This is a genomic window from Cupriavidus sp. 05N38 (assembly GCF_056397345.1).
In genome coordinates this window covers 33,326-52,873 of the sequence record NZ_JBFTNF010000042.1, presented here as the reverse complement: position 1 = coordinate 52,873, position 19,548 = coordinate 33,326, and the positions used below count along the sequence as shown (strand labels likewise).

The following is a 19,548-nucleotide window of genomic DNA, read 5'->3' as shown; positions in this document are numbered from 1 at the left end:
AGCATGCCGCTTGCGTTTTATCGTGTCAAATATATTATTCAACCTCTATTGAGTCGAAAAACATATCAGGAGACCAATTGGACCTGCGCCAGTTGCGGTACTTCGTCACGGTGGCGGAAGAGTTGCATTTCGGCCGCGCCGCGCGGCGCCTGGCCATGACCCAGCCGCCGCTGTCCCAGCAGATCCAGGCGCTGGAAGAGGAGATCGGCGTGCAACTGTTCCTGCGCACGCGCCGCTCGGTGGCGCTCACCCCCGCGGGCCAGCAATGGCTGCCCGAGGTGCGCCGCGTGCTGGCCGATGCCGCCGCGCTGCCCGGGCTGGCCCAGCGCCTGGCGCGCGGCGAGGCGGGCACGCTCTCGCTGGCCTTTGTCAGCACCGCCGACTACGGCATCCTGCCGGACCTGCTGCGGCGCTTCCGCGCGCGCCATCCCAATGTGCAGTTGCAATTGCGCGAAGCCACCAGCGATATCCAGCTCGAGGCGCTGATGGAAGGCGCCATCGACGCCGGCCTGGTGATCCGCCCGCAATTGCCGGCCATGCCGCACGGCGTGTCCTACCTGCCACTGGTGCGCGAGCCGCTGGTGATGGCCGTGCCGCAGGGCTGGCGAGCGCAGGGCGCGGCCCACGACGGCAGGGACGCGGGGCAGGGCATCTCGCTGCGCGAGGCGGCTGGCGAGCCGCTCATCATCTTCCCGCGCAGAAGCGCGCCGGCGTTTTATGACATCATTACGGGCTGCTATGCGCGCGAAGGCCTGACGCCGGTGATTGCCCAGGAGGCCATCCAGATGCAGACCATCGTCAGCCTGGTATCCGCCGGCATGGGGGTGGCGCTGGTGCCGGCTTCGCTGTGCAACCTTCGCCGCACCGGTGTGTCCTACCTGCCGTTGCGCGACGCCGGGCCGGATATCGAGACCGGGCTGGTCTGGCGCGAGGCCGGCGCCGGCAGCGTGAGCCCGGTGCTGAGCTCCTTCATCGAGATCGCCGGCGCGCTCGCGTCTGCCATGACTGTGACGCAAAAGGCTGGCATAAAGCCGGACGCGGCCGCCGCCTGATCCTGGCGCGGCCACGCGCCGCGCGTGCGCGGCGCGAACCTACAACCCTAATTCACGGCAAACATGCTGATTCACCCGCAATTCGACCCGGTCGCCATTCACCTCGGTCCGCTCGCCATCCGCTGGTACGGGCTGATGTACCTGGCCGGCTTCATCATGTTCCTGTGGTTCGGCCGCCTGCGCATCCGCCAGCCGCATATCGCCGCGCAAGGCTGGACCGTCAAGGACCTCGACGACATGCTGTTCTTCGGCGTGCTGGGCGTGATCCTGGGCGGGCGGCTGGGCTACGTGCTGTTCTACAAGGCCGACTACTACCTCGCGCACCCGCTCGAAGTCCTCAAGGTATGGGAAGGCGGCATGGCCTTCCACGGCGGCTTTCTCGGCGTGATCGTGGCGATGTGGCTGTTCGCCAGGCTGCGCGGCCGGCACTGGATGGAAGTGACCGACTTCATCGCGCCGATGATCCCGTGCGGCCTGGCGGCCGGGCGCATCGGCAACTTCATCAACGGCGAGCTGTGGGGCCGGCCCACCGACCTGCCGTGGGGCATGGTCTTCCCGCAGGCCGGCGACAACATCCTGCGCCATCCGTCGCAGCTGTACCAGTTCGCCGGCGAAGGCGTGGCGCTGTTCATCATCCTGTGGCTGTTCGCCAGGAAGCCCCGCCCGATGGGCGCGGTCTCGGGCGTGTTCCTGATCGGCTACGGCGGTTTCCGCTTCCTGGCCGAGTTCGCGCGCGAGCCGGACAACTTCCTCGGCCTGCTGGCGCTGAATTTCTCGATGGGGCAGTGGCTCAGCCTGCCGATGATCCTGGCGGGCGTGGGGATACTGGTGTGGGCCAATCGCCGGGGCGATGCGGCGCGGGCCCAGGTGCGGTAAGCGCCGGCCGCGGACTGGAGAAAGCGGGCTTCGGCCCGCTTTTTTCATGGGGCTCCCCCATGTTCGTCCAGGCAAGAGCCGTCGCTTGCGACGGCGTGGACGGCGCGGATGTGATGGCCGCGCGATGTCGACAGGGCGGCTCCGGCTTGCGCGCCAACGGCCCCTGGGCGGGGCCGCCGGCGGTGTATATGCTTGCCTTCAGGCGCGCCGTCTGCCACACCCCGGCCAGCGGCGCACGCCGTCCGGCCCGAGGCGGGGCCAGGGGAGACAGCGATGGAAATGGCGCGTGAGGCGGCGGCACCGGCGGCGTCTGCGAAGCGGGTGCGCCTTGCTGCCACGGCGGACCTGCGGGACGATGCCGTGCTGCCCGCCCGGGTGGACGGCGTGGATCTGGTCGTGATCGGACATGGCGGCGGCGCGGCGGTCTACCAGGGGCACTGCCCGCACCGGGGCACGCTGCTGGCCGAGGGCGTCATCGACAACGGCGTGCTGACCTGCCGCGGGCACGGCTGGCGCTTCGACTGCGCCTCGGGAAATGCCGTGGACCAGCCCGGGGTCTGCCTGAAGCGGTTCGCCGCCTTCGTCGAGGACGGCGGGGTCAGCGTGGACCGCGACGAGGTTCTTGCCTGGCAATGCCGGGAGGCAGACAGGGAGGCAGACAGGGAGGCGGACGGGCAGGCTGACCGGCAGGTGGCGCCGCCATCCGCGGCGCCAGGCGCTGGCCCGCGGCCGCTCTCGGCGCTTCCCGGGCCGAAGGGCCTGCCCTTGCTGGGCAGCACGCTGCAGCTGCTGTGGGCGCAGCGGCGGATGCACCTGGTGTTCGAGCGGTGGTGCGACGAGTTTGGCCCGCTTTACCGCATCCGCCTGATGAACCGCCCGGCTCTGGTGATCGCCGAGGGGGCATGGATCGACAAGATCCTGCGCGACAGGCCCGCGACCTATCGTCGCCTCGGCGCGCTCGAGGCGGTGGCCTCCGAGATGGGCGCGCTCGGCGTGTTCGCCGCCGAGGGCGAAGCGTGGCGCAGGCAGCGCCGGCCGGTGGCGCAGGCGCTCGATGCGCACCGGCTGCGCGATTTCTTCCCCATGCTGGCCAAGGTCACGCGCAGGCTGCAGCGGCGCTGGGAATCCGCCGCTGCGCAGGGGCGCGCGGTCGACGTGCAGCAGGACCTGATGCTGTACACGGTGGATGTGACGACCGCACTGGCCTTCGGCTACGACATGAATACGCTGGAGCGCGAAGGCGAGGTCATCCAGCGGCATCTCGAGCAGATCCTGCCGATGGTGAACCGGCGCATCAATGCGCCATTTCCGTACTGGCACTATCTCCGCCTGCCGGCCGACCGCGCCTTCGACCGGGCAAGGGCCGAGATCCGCCAGACCATCGGCGAGTTCGTGGCCGCGGCCCGCCAGCGCCTGGCGCAGGCGCCCGAACTGGCCGGACGCCCGTCCAACTTCCTGGAAGCGATGCTGGTGGCCCAGGCCGCGGGACAGGCGCCACTGGATGACGAGGAGCTGTTCGCGAATATCTTCACGATCCTGGTGGCGGGCGAGGATACGACCGCCAACACGGTGGCCTGGATGATGCATTTCATGTGCTGCCATGCGGACGTCCAGCGCAGGATGCAGGAGGAAGTGGCGGCAGTGCTGGGGCAGGCCGACATCCTGCAAGACATGGGCGATGCCGCCAGGCTCGTGTACGTGGAGGCGGTCGCGCACGAATCGTTGCGGCTCAAGCCGGTGGCGCCGTTCTTCTTTCTCGAACCCAACGAAGACGTGGAGATCGGCGGCGTGCGCGTGCCGCGCGGAACGCTGCTGGTGCTGCTGAACCGTCCGGGCGTGCTGCAGGAGCGCAATTTCCCCGCCGCCCGCGAGTTCCGGCCAGAGCGCTGGCTGCAAGGCACGGCGGCCGCGGCCCGGCATCGCAGCGGCTTCGTGCCGTTCGGCTCGGGACCGCGCTTGTGTCCGGGGCGCAACCTCGCCTTGCTGGAGGCCAAGGCGGCCATCTCCATGGTCTGCCAGCGCTTTGACGTCAGGCATGCGCCCGGATCTGGGCCGGTGGGAGAGGCCTTTGTCTTTACGATGATGCCGACGGCGCTGCGGGTGGTGCTGTCCGCGCGCTAGCCGGACCGGCAGCGTGGCTGCCGGGGCTCAGTCCACCTGGGCCCCGGACTTCTTCACGATCACCGCCCATTTGTCGAGGTCGGCCTTGAGCATGGCGGCGAACTGCTGCGGCGTGCCGGAGAGCACTTCGGCGCCTTGCGCCGCCAGCTTGTCGCGCAGGGTCTTGTCGGCCAGCGCGGCCTGCATGGTCTGCGCGAGCTTCTGCGTGACTTCCCTGGGCGTGCCCTTGACCGCGAACAGGCCGACCCAGAGGTCGCCGCTATAGCCCGGCACGGTCTCGCCGATGGCCGGAATGTCCGGCGCGAACGGCGAGCGCCTGGCCGAACTGACGCCGAGCGCGCGCACCTTGCCGGCCTTGATATGCGCCAGCACCGAGGGCAGGCTGGCGAAGGCCAGCGGCACCTGGTTGCCGAGCACGTCGTTGAGCGCGGGCGCCACGCCCTTGTAGGGCACGTGCTCCAGCTTGATGCCGGCCATGCTGTTGAGCATCTCGCCCAGCAGGTGGTTGAGCGTGCCGTTGCCGGCCGAGGCATAGCGGTAGAAGTCGGGCTTGGCCTTGGCCATGCTGATCAGCTCGGGCAGGGTCCTGGCGGGGAAGGCGGGATTGGCCACCAGCACATTGGGCACGCTCGCCACCGGCGAGATCGGCTCGAAATCGCGCACCGGGTCGAACGGCACCTGCCGGTACAACGAGGGATTGATGGCCTGGGTGCTGCTGATGGTCATCAGCAGGGTGTAGCCGTCCGGCGCCGAGCGCGCGGCCGCCTGCGTACCGATATTGCCGCCCGCGCCGGGGCGGTTTTCCACCACCACCTGCTGGCCCAGGCGCTGCGACAGGTCGGCCGCGACCAGGCGCGCGACGATGTCGTTGGTGCCGCCCGGGGCCTGGGGCACGATCATCTGGATGGGTTTGGCAGGGTAGCCCTCGGCTTGCGCGGCAGTGCCGGCGAACAGCGAAATCGCCGCGGCGATGCCGGCCAGGACATGGCGGGTGCGTTGCATGGTGTCTCCTCATTGTTGTGATGGCGGCGCGCCTGCCTCTGCCTTCTGCGTTCTGCTTTTCGCTTCGCAGGGCTGACGGCTGCGCCTTGCCTTTGCTGGCAACGACTCTACATCAGGGGAATGTGCCGGGGAAATTCAATCGCCGACTACCGCCATAAGTTTTATTTATTCCGGCACGCCTGGCTCAAAGGTGCCCGGCGCGAGCTTGAGCGAGCCGCCCTGGGCGATGCGCGCGTCGACGATCTCGCGCAGGATCTCCGCCACGGCTTGCGCCGCGCGCGTGCGCGGCAGCGCGCGCGGCCAGCACAGCGACAGCGTGCGGCGCAGTTCGGGCACGATCAGGCGCGTGGGCATGGCGGCGTCGCCGGGGTCCACCGCCGAGGCCGGCAGGATGGTGCAGGCCAGCCCTTCGCGCGCGCAGGCCAGCAGGAAGGGCAGGGAATCCAGATCGGCCACCACGTTCAGCGCGAGGCCTGCCTGCGCGAAGCTGCGTTCGATCACCTCGCGCAAGCCCTGCGAGCCGCTCGGCAGGACCAGCGGCACGCCGGCCAGTTGTCTGAGCGCGATGGTGTCGCGGCGCGTGCGTGCCGGACGGCGGCCGCTGCCGGCGGCGCCTTGCACCGGTCCGGCGGGCCCGGGCGGGGTACCGACCAGGTACAGCGCTTCGCTCGCCAGCATCTCCGGCTCGACCGCGCGGGAGGCGGTGTCGCGGAACAGGATGGCGAAGTCGAGCCGGTTGTTGTTGAGCAGCTCCGAGATGTAGCCGCTCATGCTTTCGAACAGTTGCAGGCGCACCTGCGGATAGCGCGCCCGCACCGCCCTGATCAGCGGCATGCCAAAGGCCGCGGCGGCGGTGGTAGGCAGGCCGATGGCGACCGCGCCGGTGACTTCGGCGCCCGCAGCCCGCACGTCGGCCCCGGCGCTCTCCACCTGCTTGAGGATGGTGCGCGCGTGCCGGTACAGGGTCTTGCCGGCTTCGGTGGGCTTGACGCCCTTGGGGCCGCGGTGCACCAGCGGCACGCCGTACTCTGCCTCGAGCGCGGCCAGTTGCTGGCTCAGCGCGGGCTGCGCCACGCACGCCACTTCGGCCGCGCGGGTCAGGCTGCCATGGTCGACGATGGCTACGAAGTAGCGCATGGAGCGGATATCCATCGGGTGTCCCTTGCTTCTGCGTTACGGGTGTGAGGTATTCATTCCACTTATGGCCGCCTCGGCATTCCCTATTTCCCAAGGGGCGCAGCCAAGGCTAGATTGTGGGCTGGCCGGCCGGGTTCGCATGTTCGCGCGCCGGCATTCATCCACGTACCAGCGCACCCACGCATCCAGCCATGTCCCAACCGCTGCAAGGCATCACCGTTGTTTCCCTGGAGCAGGCGATCGCCGCGCCATTCTGCACCCGCCAGCTGGCCGACCTCGGCGCGCGCGTGATCAAGATCGAGCGCCCCGGCACGGGCGATTTCGCGCGCGCCTACGATGGCCGCGTGCGCGGATTGTCCTCGCATTTCGTGTGGACCAACCGCTCCAAGGAAAGCGTGACGCTGGACGTCAAGCATGCGCTCGCCGCGCCGGTGCTGGATGCACTGCTGGCGCGCGCCGACGTGCTGGTGCAAAACCTGGCGCCGGGCGCGGCGGCGCGGCTCGGGCTCGACTACCAGGCGCTGAGCGCGCGCTTCCCGCGCCTGATCGTCTGCGATATCTCGGGCTATGGCGCCGACGGCCCCTACCGCGACAAGAAGGCATACGACCTGCTGGTGCAGAGCGAATCGGGCTTTGTCTCGGTGACCGGCACGCCGGAGGAAGGCGCCAAGGCCGGCGCCTCGGTGGCCGATATCGCGGCCGGCATGTATGCCTACAGCAATATCCTGGCGGCGCTGATCGAGCGCGGCCAGACCGGTCGCGGCAAGCGCATCGATATCTCGATGCTGGAATCCACCGTGGAGTGGATGGGCTTTCCGCTCTACTACGCGTTCGATGGCGCCGAGCCGCCTGCGCGCGCCGGTGCCGCGCATGCCACCATCTATCCCTATGGCCCGTTCCCCACCGGCGACGGCAAGACCGTGATGCTGGGCCTGCAGAACGAGCGCGAATGGAGTACGTTCTGCCAGCGCGTGCTGGAGGATCCCGCGCTCGCCACGCATGCCGACTATGCCGACAACACCCGGCGCAGCGCGAACCGTGCCGCGCTGCGCGCGCGCATCATACAGGCCTTCGCCGCGCTGAGCGCCGAGCAGGTCACGGCGCGCCTCGATGCGGCCGGCATCGCCAATGCGCGGGTCAACACCATGGCCGATGTCTGGGCGCATCCGCAGCTTGCGGCGCGCCAGCGCTGGCGCCAGGTCGCCACGCCCGCGGGCCCGGTGCCCGCGCTGCTGCCGCCCGGCACGCAGGATGCACGCATGGACCCGGTGCCGGCGGTTGGCGAGCACACCGCCGCCGTGCTGGCTGAACTGGGCTGGACCCCCGGCCAGGTGCAGGCGCTGCAGGGCGCGGGCGCGGTCTGAGCGCGCCCGCTGCCGGCGAGGGGCCGGCGCGCATCGGCCGCGCGGCCGGTCCGGGCCTGGATGCGGTCTTCGTCGATTTCGAGTGCGCGGTGGCACCCGCGGCCGAGGGGCCGGCGCCCGGCCGTCGATCCCTCCGCTGACGAAGCCTATCCTGCATGCGGCTATGCAACATCGATTTTTGTTGTCTTCACGCCCCTATTATTCATAATTATGAATTATTGGGACGGCTGAGCCCCGCCACGCATGGCGTTGCCGTGACCCCGATGCCATCGCCCTTTTCCCGCCGGAGCGTTTCATGCGCATCATCCAGCAGGCCCTGTATCTCGAAGTCGCGGAGCGCCTGCGCACCATGATCGACGAGCATGCGCTGATGCCCGGCGCGTGGATCGACGAGGCCAGCGTGGCCGAATCGATGGGGATCTCGCGCACGCCGATGCGCGAAGCGCTCAAGGTGCTGGCGGCCGAGGGCCTGGTGCGGCTGGAACCACGCCGCGGCTGCTTCGTCAATGCGCTGTCCGAGCAGGATCTCGACGAAATCTTCCCGCTGATGGCGCTGCTGGAAGGGCGCTGCGCCTTCGAGGCCGCACGCAATGCCGGCGCCGCCGACCTGGAGGCGCTCGAAAGTCTCCACGCCGAGCTGGCGCAATACGCGCAGGCCGGCAATATCGACGCCTACTACGAAACCAACTACCAGATCCACGAAGCGATCCAGAGGCTGGCGGGCAACCGCTGGCTGTCCGGCCTGATCAGCGACTTGCGCAAGGTGCTGCGGCTGTCGCGCCACAAGAGCCTGAAGCTGCCTGGCCGCATCCGCGAGTCCTGCGCCGAGCACCTGTCGGTGTTCTCGGCGCTCAAGGCGCACGACTCCGAGGGCGCGGAGGCGCTGATGAAGACCCATCTGCTGCGCCAGCGCGGCGCGCTCAGGGCGCTCGACGTGGCGGAGCAGCAGGCCGGCACCGCGCCGGCCGAACCGGCCGCGGCCGGCGCGTCGCGTCGCGGCGGCTTGCGCCTTGCCGGCAAGGATGCGGCCGGCATCGCCGATGCGGTGCCGGGCAAGCCTGCCATCGCCCGATCCCCCGAAGTCTGACCATTTGACAGTTCGATAGCAGGTACGCCATGGATGCCCTCAGCAGCGAACAGAAAGTCAGTGCGCCTCTTGCCGGTCCCGAGCCTTCGGGCGAAACCCTGTTGTCGCGCTTCGGCCGCTGGTGGGGCCGCAAGGGCGATCGCGATACCGCGGGCAACGCCAAGCCAGGCGCCAGGGCCGACGCCAGGACCGGTGCCACCCCGGCGGCGCTGCCGGCGCGCGTGCTGCGCCGGCAGCGCGAGCAGCTGCGCCAGTGCTTCGACGCGCGCCTGACCGATGGCGCCGCCAATGCCGCCGCGCAGTCGTGGCGCGCGGAGTACGAGGCGGCGGGCGACGAGGCGCGGCAGGCCATGCTCGGCGTGCTGGCCGAAGTGGCCGCCAGCGGCAGCGAGGCCGGCGAGGCCGGCGGCAATGCCGGCGCCGCGTCGGGCTTGTCGCAGGCGCTGTCCAATGCGCGCATCCGCTTCTTCAAGCGGCTGGCCGCCTTGCACGGGCAGCAGCAGGACGCCAGCGTGTGCGGGCTGCATTTCCTGATCGGCCTGCGCGCCGACATGCTGCGCTGGCACAAGCGCATGCCGGGCCTGCGCCCGCTCGACGACGATCTCGAGGCATTGTTCTCCAACTGGTTCGACGTGGGGCTGCTGGAGTTGCAGCCGATCACCTGGGACTCGCCGGCCTCGCTGCTGGAGAAACTGATCCGCTACGAGGCGGTGCACGAGATCTCCTCGTGGGCCGACCTGCGCAACCGGCTCGATTCCGACCGCCGCTGCTACGCCTTCTTCCACCCGCGCATTCCGCGCGAGCCGCTGATCTTCGTCGAGGTGGCCTTCGTGCCCGAGATGGCGGCCAACGTGCATGCGCTGCTTGACGAAGCCGCGCCGGTGGAAGACCTGCGCCGCGTGAAATGGGCCATCTTCTATTCGATCTCCAATACGCAGGCGGGGCTGTGCGGCGTGAGCTTCGGCAACTTCCTGCTCAAGCGCGTGATCGAGGAACTGCAGCGCGAGTTTCCCAAGCTCAAGCAGTTTGCCACCTTGTCGCCGATTCCCGGCTTTGCCGACTGGCTGCGCAAGCGCGACGGCGCGGCGGTGGCCAAGGTGCTGGGCGACAAACGCCTGGCGCGCTGGCGCGAGCGCCACGGCGAGCCGCCGGCGGACGGCGCCGGCTGGCTGGCGGCGCTGGCGCCCGGAGCGGACGCCGACGCCGCGCAGTCCGTGGATGGCAAGCACGCCAGGGAGGATGCGGTGCAGCGCGATACCGCGCTGGCGCTGGCCGCGCATTTCCTGGTGCGCGAGCGCCACCAGGCATTGCCGGCAGATCCCGTGGCGCGCTTCCACCTTGGCAACGGCGCCTGCGTGGAGCGCCTGAACTGGGCCGCCGACCTCTCGCGCAAGGGCCGCGCGCAGTCGTGCGGCATGATGGTGAATTACCTTTACGTGCCCGAGGCGCTCGACGACAATCTAGCTCGCCTTGGCAATGGCAACCCGCGCATCAGCAGATCCGTCGGCAAGCTGTTGTGACCCTGGTCAGGTCGTGAACAAGGTTTTCTTCGTCGGGCCATCCAGCACTTCCCCGCAGTTTTTCGCAGTTCTATCGTTTGACTTTCCGCAGCAGAAGAGAGAGGAGACAGAGCAATGAATCGTCGTCAGTTCCAACTGGCAGGGCTGGCCTGCGCACTGGGCGCGAGCCTTGGCGTGGCCGCGTCCGCGGCGCAGGCCGATACCTGGCCGTCCAAGCCGATCACCGTGATCGTGCCTTTCCCGGCCGGCGGCGGCACCGATGCCTTCGCCCGCCCGCTGACCGCGCAGCTCTCCAAGCAGCTGGGCAAGCAGTTCGTGATCGACAACCGGGGCGGCGCCGGCGGCACGGTGGGCGCGAGCATCGCGGCGAAGGCCGCGCCGGACGGCTACACGGTCTTCATCGGCGGCGCCCATCATGCGATCGCGCCGTCCTTCTACAAGAAGCTCGACTACGACATCGAGAAGGACTTCATTCCCGTCACGGTGATCGCGCAGCCGCCGCAGGTGGTGGTGGTGAACCCGACCAAGGTCTCGGCCAACACGCTGGGCGAACTGATCGCCGACGCCAAGAAGAATCCCGGCAAGCTCAACTACGGCTCGGCCGGCAACGGCTCCTCCCACCACCTGGCGGGCGAGCTGTTCAAGCTGCAGACCAAGACCTTCATCACGCATATTCCCTACAAGGGAGCGGGCCCGGCCTTGTCGGACCTGATCGCCGGCCAGGTCGACCTGGTGTTCGACGGCCTGGGCTCGTCGGCCCAGCATATCCGCGCCGGCCGCATCAAGGCGCTGGCGGTCGCATCGAACAAGCGCTCGGCCGCCTTCCCCAACGTGCCGACCGCCGCCGAAGCCGGCGTGCCCAACTACGATGTCTCCACCTGGTACGCGATCTGGGTGCCCAAGGGTACGCCGAAGGACATCGTCGACAGGCTCTACGCCGAAGTGGAGAAGGCGCTCAACACGCCCGAGATGAAGCAGATCTGGCTGGCCAACGGCTCCGATACGCCGGCCTACACGCAGGAACAGTTTGCCCAGTTCCAGCGCGCCGAGATCAAGCGCTGGGCCCAGGTGGTGCAGCAGTCCGGCGCCAAGATCGACTGATGGGGACGGCGATGGCTGGAGCACGGGCATGAGCGGCACGGTGGAGTTCACGCGCGACGGCGATGTCGCCACCGTCACGCTGGCGAACGCAGGCAAGCTCAATGCGATCTCGGTAGCGATGTGGCGCGCGCTGGCGCAGGGTTTCGCGGGCCTGTCGGCGGACGACTCGGTGCGCTGCGTGGTGGTGCGCGGCGCGCACGGCAACTTTGCCGCCGGCGCCGACATTGCCGAGTTTCCGCAGGAGCGCGGCGATGCCGCCGCGCTGCGCCGCTATCACGTGGAGGTGATCGCGCCGGCGCTGGCCGCCATCGCGGGCTGCGTCCATCCCACGGTGGCGATGATCGAAGGGGTTTGCGTGGGCGGCGGACTGGAGATCGCCTGCCACTGCGACCTGCGCATCGCCGCCGACGACAGCCGTTTCGGCGTGCCCATCAACCGGCTCGGTTTTCCGATGGCGCCGGGCGAACTGACCGGCCTGCTGGCGCTGGCCGGCCGCGCGACGACCCTGGAGATCCTGCTCGAAGGGCGGGTGTTCGATGCCGCCGAGGCACGCGAGAAAGGCTTGCTTACGCGCGTGGTGCCGGCTGCCGCGCTGGCCGGGGAAGTGACGGCAACGGCCGCGCGCATCGCCGCCGGCGCGCCGCTGGCCGCGCGCATCAACAAGGAGAGCATCCGGCGCCTCGCGCCCGCCCCGGCGCCGCTGGGCCCGCAGGAGCTGGAAGCGCACTTTCGCTATGGCGACAGCGCCGACCACGCCGAAGGCGTGGCCGCTTTCCTGGCCCGCCGCGCGCCGCGCTTTACCGGGCACTAGCCGCGGCTCTATCATGGCCGGCTGTTGATTTCCCCATTCATCTTGCTTCATTGATCTTTCGAGCTATCGGCCCTGGCCCTCGGCTATCGATTGCCAATGTTATTGACGATCCCGTTCTACATCTTCCGCAACATGAACGCTAACCTGTTCGCCCTGTTCGAATCCCGCTTCCCGGCGGACCGCAGCGCCTGCTGCATCGAAACCCACGATGGCCTCTACTACAGCTGGGACGATCTCGATCGCGCCACCGCCAAGCTGGCCAACCTGCTGACCTCGCTCAAGCTGCCCGAGGGTGCGCGCGTGGCGGTGCAAGTGGAAAAATCGCCCGAGGCGCTGTTCCTGTACCTCGCCACGCTGCGCGCCGGCTATGTCTACCTGCCCCTCAACACCGCCTACCAGGAAGCCGAGATCGACTACTTCATCGGCAACGCCGAGCCGGCGGTGGTGGTGTGCAGCAGCGCCAACTTCGGCTGGGTTTCCAAGGTTGCGTTCCGCCACGGCACCAGGCATGTGTTCACGCTGGACGATGACCGCTCGGGCTCGCTGCTGGCGCGTGCCGCCGCCAAGCCGGACACCTTTGGCACGGTGGCGCGCGGTGCCGACGATCTCGCCGCCATCCTGTACACCTCGGGCACCACGGGCCGCAGCAAGGGGGCCATGCTCACGCACGGCAACCTCGCATCGAACGCGAAGACGCTGCACGAATACTGGGGCTGGCGCAGCGACGACGTGCTGCTGCACATGCTGCCGATCTTCCACGTGCACGGCCTGTTCGTGGCCTCGCACGGCGCGCTGCTGGCCGGCGCCAAGATGATCTGGGCGCCCAGGCTCGACATGGCGCAGGTGCTGAAATTCCTGCCGCGCTCGACGGTGATGATGGGCGTGCCCACGTACTACGTGCGCATGCTGCAGGAGCCGCGCTTCGACGACGACACCTGCCGCCGCATGCGCCTGTTCGTATCCGGCTCGGCGCCGCTGCTGATGGAAACCTTCGATGCCTTCCGCGAGCGCACCGGCCATACCATCCTGGAGCGCTATGGCATGAGCGAGACGGTGATGCTGGTCTCCAATCCGTACGAGGCGGATGGCGGCGAGCGCATCGGCGGCACCGTCGGCAAGCCGCTGCCTGGCGTCGAGGTGCGCGTGTTCGACGGCGAGGGCAAGCCCTGCGCGTCCGGCGAGATCGGCAATGTGGAAGTGCGCGGCCCGAACGTGTTCAAGGGCTACTGGCGCATGCCCGAGAAGACCAGGGAAGAATTCACCGCCGACGGCTGGTTCAAGACCGGCGACGTGGGCCGCTTCGGCGGCGCCATCGCCGGCCAGGCCGGCGAGCGCAAGGTGCCCGAGGACTACCTGACCATCGTCGGCCGCAGCAAGGACCTCATCATCTCCGGCGGCTACAACGTCTACCCGAAGGAGATCGAGAGCTTCATCGACGAAATGCCCGGCGTGGCGGAGAGCGCCGTGATCGGCGTGCCGCACGCGGATTTCGGCGAGGCCGTGGTGGCCGTGGTGGTGGGCAAGCCCGGCTCGGCGCTGGATGAGTCCAGCCTGATCGGCTCGCTCAAGGGACGCATCGCGAATTTCAAGGTGCCCAAGCGGGTGCACCTCGTCGATGAACTGCCGCGCAATACGATGGGGAAGGTGCAGAAGAATTTGTTGCGGGTGCAGTTTGGGGGGGGTTAAGGGGGTGCTTTTGGCTTCGTTCTCGGACGTCTGTGGGCCTGGCGGCTTGGGCTCGATTGGCCATTCAGAGGCGTGAGAGTGTGCTCGCGGCTGTGGGCCTAGCGGCGCGGGCTTGGTAGCCCGTTCGCACACATGTAAGTGTCACTTTTCTTTTCTCGAAAAGAAAAGTAACCAAAAGAAAGCGACTCTTGCAGAGGGCTGGGCGCTCAGACTTCTCGTCTGAGGCTGGTTTCGTGGTGGGTCTCGTGGCTTCGGCTGGACTGCTGGCGCTACCGGCGCTGGCCGCGGTGCCATCCCGAAGGTGGCCGTTTCACGTTACGGCTCCATGGTGGCCGAGGCCCAGGTAGTTCAAGCTGCTGCCGCTACCGGCTTGGGCGGCCACGGAGTAGCACCCTCGTGTTTTCGTGGTGGGCGCGGTGGACCGGGGCGCGGGTGTGCTGGGTTACTTCTCAAGCCGGTGCCATTGGGCCCGCTACCGGCGCTGGCCGCGRTGSCAWCCCGGAKGTGGCCGTTTCACGTTACGGCTCCATGATGGCCGAGGCCCAGGCCCAGGCCATTCAAGCTGCTGCCGCTACCGGCTCGGGCGGCCCCGACATGGCACCCTCGTGTTTTCGTGGTGGGCGCGGTGGACCGGTACGCAAATGTGCCGGCTCACTTCTGAAGCTGGCGCTATTAGGCACCGAGGGTGCCATATCGTGGCCGCCCAACACCGAAACCCAATGCACCGGCGCCGGATCCACCACGCCCACTACGAAACCAGTGCCGGTGCCATGCCGTGGCCGCCCGAGCCGGTAACGGCAGATGCCCGAACTGGCAGAGCGCCAGCGATCAGGGGCATCACCACGAATCCAGCACCTTTCGCGGTGTAGTGGCCGTCAGCGCCGGTACCGGCAGATCCCAGCAGAACCGACACGCCCACCACGAATCCGCAAATCCCGTCACCCCTGGATTCTTCTGCCCCTCCGGCCAGGAGTCCGCTTTCTTGGCCTACTTTCTTTTCGGACAAAAGAAAGTAGGTCGCGCCGGGGGCGCGAAAGCCTTTGACTTTGATGTTGACTCTGTCTTTGACTTTGACTTTGACTTTGTCGTCGAAGCCGACTTTGACGTTAAATTCAAGCTTTTGAAGTTGATTCACACTCAAACATAACCCATCCCCCTCATGCCGCCCGCGTCATCCCTTCAACAGCCTCAGCCGGCAATCCTTCGGTCCGCCGCGCTCCCAGCGCTTCCCCGATCATCAACAGACTAGGCTGTGCCGGGTCGATCCAGGCCGCCGCTTCGCCCGCCGCCATCTGGCGCAGGGTGAATTCACGGCTACGCTGGCGTGCGGACGTTGCGGCCTCGACCACCCAGGCAGGCGTCGAAGCCGGCTTGCCGTGGGCGATCAATTGGGCGGCAATCGATGCCGCCTGGTCGCGCCCCATGTAATACACGAGCGTATCGGCCTTCACATCGGCTTCCACGTCGATCGTATCGGCGGCCTTGCTCTGGGTGGCGAAGGCGACGCTGCGCGCCACGCCACGCTTGGTCAGCGGCTTGCGGATGGCGGAGGCCGCCGCCAGCGCGGCGGTGATGCCGGGCACGATCTCGTACTCGATGCCGGCGGCTTCGAGCGCCTGCAGTTCCTCGTCGGCACGGCCGAACAGCATGGGGTCGCCGCCCTTGAGGCGCACCACGCGCTCATGCTTGCCGGCCATGTCGACGATCTGGCGGTTGATGAACAACTGCGCGGTGGAACGCTGGCCGCAGCGCTTGCCCACTTCGACAAGCTGGGCCTGCGGGCACCACGCCAGCATCTCGGGCGACACCAGCGCATCGTGCAGCACCACCTGGGCTTCGCCCAAAAGTCGTGCACCGCGCACCGTTATGAGGTCCGCAGCGCCGGGACCCGCGCCGATCAGGTAGACCTTGCCCATGCCTTGCTCCTTAGCCTTCGCTCGCTTGTTGCATACGCCTCAGGCGAATGCACGGATCATGCCAGCGGCGACGGTGTGGTTGGTCGCCTCGTCGATCAGCACGAAGGCGCCGGTGGCTGGGTTGTCGCCGTAGACATCGCAGACGATGGGCTTCTGCAGCGAGAGCTGCACGGAGCCGATATCGTTGAGGCGAATGTCGTGGCGGCCGGTCTCGTGCGACAGCGTGTGCACGTCCAGCACGCGGTCCACCGACGACACGCGCGCGAACACGCTGGCCGTGGTGTGCTTGAGCACGTACTTGCGCGCCGGATTGAGCGATTCGTCGTCGAACCAGCACAGGTCGGCGGTCAGCTTCTTGGCCGATACGCTGTCCGCGGTGGCGGCGACGAACATATCACCGCGTGATACATCCACGTCTTCGGTCAGGCGCACCGTGACGGTCTCGCCCACACTGGCCGATTCGGCCACGCCATTGGGCGTCAGCACCTCGGCCACCACCGCTTCGCGGTTGACCGGCAGCACACGCAGCTTCTGGCCCACGCGCACGGTGYCGGCCTCGACACGGCCCGCGTAGCCGCGGAAATCGTCGGCCTGGGCGCCATCCTGGCGGATCACCAGTTGCACCGGGAAACGCAGCGCGGCGTCGCCTTCGGGCGCGGGTTCTTCCACCGGCAGCGCTTCGAGCAGCGGCAGCAGCGGCTCGCCCGCGTACCACGGCATGGCCTGGCTGGCGTGCACGATATTGTCGCCGCGCAGGGCCGACACCGGCACGTAGCGCACGTCCTTCAGGCCCAGCTGGCCAGCCAGCTCGGTGTAGGCGTTGCGGATCTCGTCGAAACGCTGCTCGCTGAACTCGACCAGGTCCATCTTGTTGATGGCCACGATCACGTGCTGGATCTCCAGCAGCTTGAGGATGGCCGAATGGCGCTTGGTCTGGGCCAGCAGCTCGGCGCGGCCGTCGTTCACGGTCACGCGGGTGGCGTCGACCAGCACGATGGCGGCATGCGCGGTGGACGCGCCGGTCACCATGTTGCGGGTGTACTGCTCGTGCCCCGGCGTATCCGCGATGATGAACTTGCGGCGCGCGGTGGAGAAGTAGCGGTACGCCACGTCGATGGTGATGCCCTGCTCACGCTCGGCCTCGAGGCCGTCGGTCAGCAGCGAGAAATCGATCTGCTCGCCAGCGGTGCGCTTGTTCTTGGCGCGGGTCAGCGCGGTCAGCTGGTCCGACAATACCGCCTTGCTGTCGTACAGCAGGCGGCCGATCAGCGTGCTCTTGCCATCGTCGACCGAACCGGCGGTGATGAAGCGCAGCAGGCCTTGGTGTGATGCTTGGGTGCTCATAATCAGATCCTTTGTTCCCCCGGGGCGCTCGCTCCGGCGCAGATGCGGGAGGCAGCGCTTGGCGCGCGGGGGCGACGTGTACATCGGTACACGAGCACCCGCGCTACGACGCGATGTGCCCGCATAGGCGTCCGGTGTCAGAAGTAGCCTTCCTTCTTGCGGCGCTCCATCGAGGCTTCGCTCGTCTGGTCGTCCATGCGGGTGGCGCCGCGCTCGGTGATCTCGGTCACCGCCGTCTCGGCAATGATCTCGATCGGCGAGGCCGCCACGCTGGCCACCGGGCAGGTGCAGCTGATGTCGCCGACGGTGCGGAAGCGCACGGAGAGCACTTCGCTCACGTCGCCAGCCTGCTTCGGGGTGATCGGCGTGACCGGCACCAGCAGGCCGTTCTTGCGCACCACTTCGCGCTCGTGCGCGTAGTAGATCGGCGGCAGCGCCAGCTCTTCGCGGGCGATGTACTGCCACACGTCCAGCTCGGTCCAGTTGGAGATGGGGAACACGCGCATCTGTTCGCCGGCCGCCATGCGGGCGTTGTACAGGCTCCACAGTTCGGGGCGCTGGGCCTTCGGGTCCCACTGGCCGAACTCGTCGCGGAACGAGAAGATGCGTTCCTTGGCGCGCGCCTTCTCTTCGTCGCGGCGGGCGCCGCCCATCAGCGCGTCATACTTGTGCGCCTCGATGGTTTCCAGCAGCGTCACGGCCTGGGCCGCGTTGCGCGAGTCGGTTTCCTTGCGCAGGCGCACCGTGCCGCGCTTGATGGAGTCTTCCACATGGCCCACCACCAGGCGCGCGCCGAGCTCGGCCACGCGCTGGTCGCGGAAGCTGATGACTTCCGGGTAGTTGTGGCCGGTGTCGATATGCACCAGCGGGAACGGCAGCTCGGTCTTGCGGTCGCCCAGGCGGAAGGCCTTGAGCGCCAGGTGCAGCATGACGATGGAGTCCTTGCCGCCCGAGAACAGCAGGGCCGGGTTGCGGCACTCGGCCACCACCTCGCGGATGATGTAGATGGATTCCGCCTCGAGCTTGTCGAGGTGGTCGTTCTGCACTTGCAGCAGGTGGGCCACGTCCGGCGCGCCCTTCAGTTCGTTCATGATGCCCATGTCGTTCTTGGCCTCAATGCTTGATGTTCTGTTCGTGAAGCCCGCACTCTTTCGAGTCCTTGCTCTCCCACCACCACCGTCCCGCACGCACGTCCTCGCCAGCGCGCACCGCACGCGTACAAGGCTCGCAGCCGATGCTGGGGTAGCCCTTGGCATGCAGCGCGTTGACCGGCACGTCGTGGCGCTTCAGGTAAGCCCACACCTCGGCTTCGGACCAGTCGGCCAGCGGGTTGAACTTGGGGATGCCGCGTGCTTCGTCGGTTTCCTCGAAGGGCAGCTCCGAGCGCGTCGCCGCCTGTTCGCGGCGCTGGCCCGTGAGCCAGGCATCGGCATGGGACAGCGCTCGGTTCAGCGGCTCCACCTTGCGGATGCCGCAGCAGCTCTTGCGCAGGTCCACGCTGTCGTAGAAAGCGTTCAGCCCGTGGTTCTTCAGGTAGTTCGCAATGGCCTCGGGGTCCGGCGTGAACTGTTCGATGTCGTAGCCATAGTGCGCCTTGACCGCATCCAGCACCGCCAGCGTCTCGGCGTGCAGGCGGCCGGTCTGCAGCGTGAACACGCGGATGCCGGCGCGCACGGCTTCGGAGCCGCGCAGGATCGCGTCGGTCACCACCATGTCCTCGGCAGCCAGGCTGGAGGCAAAGCGCGCGCGGAAGAAACGCCCGGCAATGCCGGCCAGGCGCAGGCCCAGCTCGCGTTCCTTGGCCTCGAGATCGGCCACGCTGCCGGTGTATTCCGGCGCCGTCCACAGCGCCGGCGGGCGCAGTCCGGAGACCGGCGCGTCGGGCGCGGCGGCGAGCGGCGACAGCACGGTCACCGGCACGCTGGCAATGGAGATCTCGCTCATGCCGTTTCCCTGCCCAGCGCTTCGGCACGGTTGCGACGGAACAGCGGCAGCGGCTCGTCCACCGATGCCTGGTACGCCACGGTGAATTCCGTGAAGCCCTTGATGGCGTCCTCGATGTTCTTGTCGGCGCGCACGGCGAAGGTATCGAAGCCGCAGCGCTTCATGAAGTTGAGCTGGTCGCGCAGCACGTCGCCGATGGCGCGCAGCTGGCCGGCCCAGTGGTAGCGCGTGCGCAGCAGGTAGGCGGTGGAGAAGCCACGGCCATCGCGGAACACGGGGAAGTCCACCGCCACCACGGACACGTTGTCGAAGGCTGCCTGCGCATCGGCCGGCTCGTCTTCGGGCGCCAGCCAGACGCCGGTGATGCCGGCCGCGCGGCCGGCCAGCACGCCGTCCTTGTGCGCCAGCCAGGCGGTCAGCGGGAACAGCACCGCGTCCTTGCCCTGGGCGGCGGCAGCGACCTGCTCGTCGGTCACGGGCTGGCCCTCGGCGCCGCGCAGCACGGTCCAGGCATCGTCGATGATGACCGGCGTGGGGTTGGCGCCTTGCTCGCCGCGTTGCAGTTGAATGATCTTTGCCATGTCTTG

Annotated in this window: 17 protein-coding genes; 9 read left to right on the top strand and 8 right to left on the bottom strand. The window is 68.2% G+C overall.

The window, feature by feature from the left end:
• Positions 1–77 precede the first annotated feature (77 nt).
• From AC1DK4_RS26715 to AC1DK4_RS26705, 3 genes are all read left to right on the top strand, one after another.
• On the top strand, positions 78–1,052 hold the full coding sequence (locus AC1DK4_RS26715; protein WP_441618702.1) for a LysR family transcriptional regulator: 975 nt from the start codon (positions 78–80) through the stop codon (positions 1,050–1,052).
• Between the two features lie 63 nt (positions 1,053–1,115).
• Positions 1,116–1,928, top strand: a complete 813-nt coding sequence (gene lgt / locus AC1DK4_RS26710; RefSeq protein ID WP_441618700.1) for a prolipoprotein diacylglyceryl transferase — start codon at positions 1,116–1,118, stop codon at positions 1,926–1,928.
• A 273-nt stretch (positions 1,929–2,201) separates the two neighbouring features.
• Complete coding sequence (locus tag AC1DK4_RS26705; RefSeq protein ID WP_441618699.1) at positions 2,202–4,049, top strand: cytochrome P450; 1,848 nt, start codon at positions 2,202–2,204, stop codon at positions 4,047–4,049.
• Between the two features lie 27 nt (positions 4,050–4,076).
• Here the strand turns inward: AC1DK4_RS26705 and AC1DK4_RS26700 are convergent, their stop codons facing one another.
• Both AC1DK4_RS26700 and AC1DK4_RS26695 read right to left on the bottom strand, forming a co-directional pair.
• Positions 4,077–5,051 carry a Bug family tripartite tricarboxylate transporter substrate binding protein gene (locus AC1DK4_RS26700; RefSeq protein WP_441618697.1) on the bottom strand — a complete coding sequence of 325 codons (975 nt, stop codon included), beginning with the start codon at positions 5,049–5,051 and terminating at the stop codon, positions 4,077–4,079.
• A gap of 165 nt (positions 5,052–5,216) precedes the next feature.
• Positions 5,217–6,203: a LysR substrate-binding domain-containing protein gene (locus tag AC1DK4_RS26695; protein ID WP_441618695.1), complete on the bottom strand. Its 987-nt coding sequence runs from the start codon at positions 6,201–6,203 to the stop codon at positions 5,217–5,219.
• Positions 6,204–6,379: 176 nt separating this feature from the next.
• Between AC1DK4_RS26695 and AC1DK4_RS26690 the strand changes: the two genes are divergently transcribed.
• From AC1DK4_RS26690 to AC1DK4_RS26665, 6 genes are all read left to right on the top strand, one after another.
• On the top strand, positions 6,380–7,552 hold the full coding sequence (locus tag AC1DK4_RS26690; RefSeq protein ID WP_441618693.1) for a CaiB/BaiF CoA transferase family protein: 1,173 nt from the start codon (positions 6,380–6,382) through the stop codon (positions 7,550–7,552).
• Positions 7,553–7,847: 295 nt separating this feature from the next.
• A complete protein-coding gene (locus AC1DK4_RS26685; RefSeq protein ID WP_441618692.1) occupies positions 7,848–8,639 on the top strand; it encodes a GntR family transcriptional regulator in 792 nt (263 codons plus the stop codon).
• Positions 8,640–8,668: 29 nt separating this feature from the next.
• Positions 8,669–10,159 carry a malonyl-CoA decarboxylase domain-containing protein gene (locus tag AC1DK4_RS26680; protein ID WP_441618690.1) on the top strand — a complete coding sequence of 497 codons (1,491 nt, stop codon included), beginning with the start codon at positions 8,669–8,671 and terminating at the stop codon, positions 10,157–10,159.
• A 114-nt stretch (positions 10,160–10,273) separates the two neighbouring features.
• Entirely contained in the window at positions 10,274–11,260 is a 987-nt protein-coding gene (locus tag AC1DK4_RS26675) for a Bug family tripartite tricarboxylate transporter substrate binding protein (RefSeq protein WP_441643597.1), read from the top strand.
• Between the two features lie 28 nt (positions 11,261–11,288).
• Positions 11,289–12,071: an enoyl-CoA hydratase/isomerase family protein gene (locus AC1DK4_RS26670; protein WP_441618687.1), complete on the top strand. Its 783-nt coding sequence runs from the start codon at positions 11,289–11,291 to the stop codon at positions 12,069–12,071.
• Positions 12,072–12,203: 132 nt separating this feature from the next.
• A complete protein-coding gene (locus AC1DK4_RS26665; protein ID WP_441618728.1) occupies positions 12,204–13,757 on the top strand; it encodes a malonate--CoA ligase in 1,554 nt (517 codons plus the stop codon).
• Positions 13,758–14,505: 748 nt separating this feature from the next.
• On the opposite strand, the gene AC1DK4_RS26660 is transcribed toward AC1DK4_RS26665, so the two are convergent.
• From AC1DK4_RS26660 to AC1DK4_RS26635, 6 genes are all read right to left on the bottom strand, one after another.
• Complete coding sequence (locus AC1DK4_RS26660; RefSeq protein ID WP_477131879.1) at positions 14,506–14,898, bottom strand: hypothetical protein; 393 nt, start codon at positions 14,896–14,898, stop codon at positions 14,506–14,508.
• Positions 14,899–14,914: 16 nt separating this feature from the next.
• Complete coding sequence (gene cobA / locus AC1DK4_RS26655; protein ID WP_441618683.1) at positions 14,915–15,673, bottom strand: uroporphyrinogen-III C-methyltransferase; 759 nt, start codon at positions 15,671–15,673, stop codon at positions 14,915–14,917.
• A 39-nt stretch (positions 15,674–15,712) separates the two neighbouring features.
• Positions 15,713–17,017 (bottom strand): sulfate adenylyltransferase subunit 1, encoded by a 1,305-nt coding sequence (locus tag AC1DK4_RS26650; RefSeq protein ID WP_477131878.1) that lies wholly within the window; start codon positions 17,015–17,017, stop codon positions 15,713–15,715.
• A gap of 137 nt (positions 17,018–17,154) precedes the next feature.
• Positions 17,155–18,117: a sulfate adenylyltransferase subunit CysD gene (cysD, locus tag AC1DK4_RS26645; protein ID WP_441650182.1), complete on the bottom strand. Its 963-nt coding sequence runs from the start codon at positions 18,115–18,117 to the stop codon at positions 17,155–17,157.
• Positions 18,118–18,130: 13 nt separating this feature from the next.
• Positions 18,131–18,961: a phosphoadenylyl-sulfate reductase gene (locus AC1DK4_RS26640; protein ID WP_441618677.1), complete on the bottom strand. Its 831-nt coding sequence runs from the start codon at positions 18,959–18,961 to the stop codon at positions 18,131–18,133.
• Positions 18,958–19,542, bottom strand: a complete 585-nt coding sequence (locus AC1DK4_RS26635) for a DUF934 domain-containing protein (RefSeq protein WP_441618675.1) — start codon at positions 19,540–19,542, stop codon at positions 18,958–18,960. The genes AC1DK4_RS26640 and AC1DK4_RS26635 overlap by 4 nt, the downstream gene beginning before the upstream one ends.
• Between the last annotated feature and the right edge of the window lie 6 nt (positions 19,543–19,548).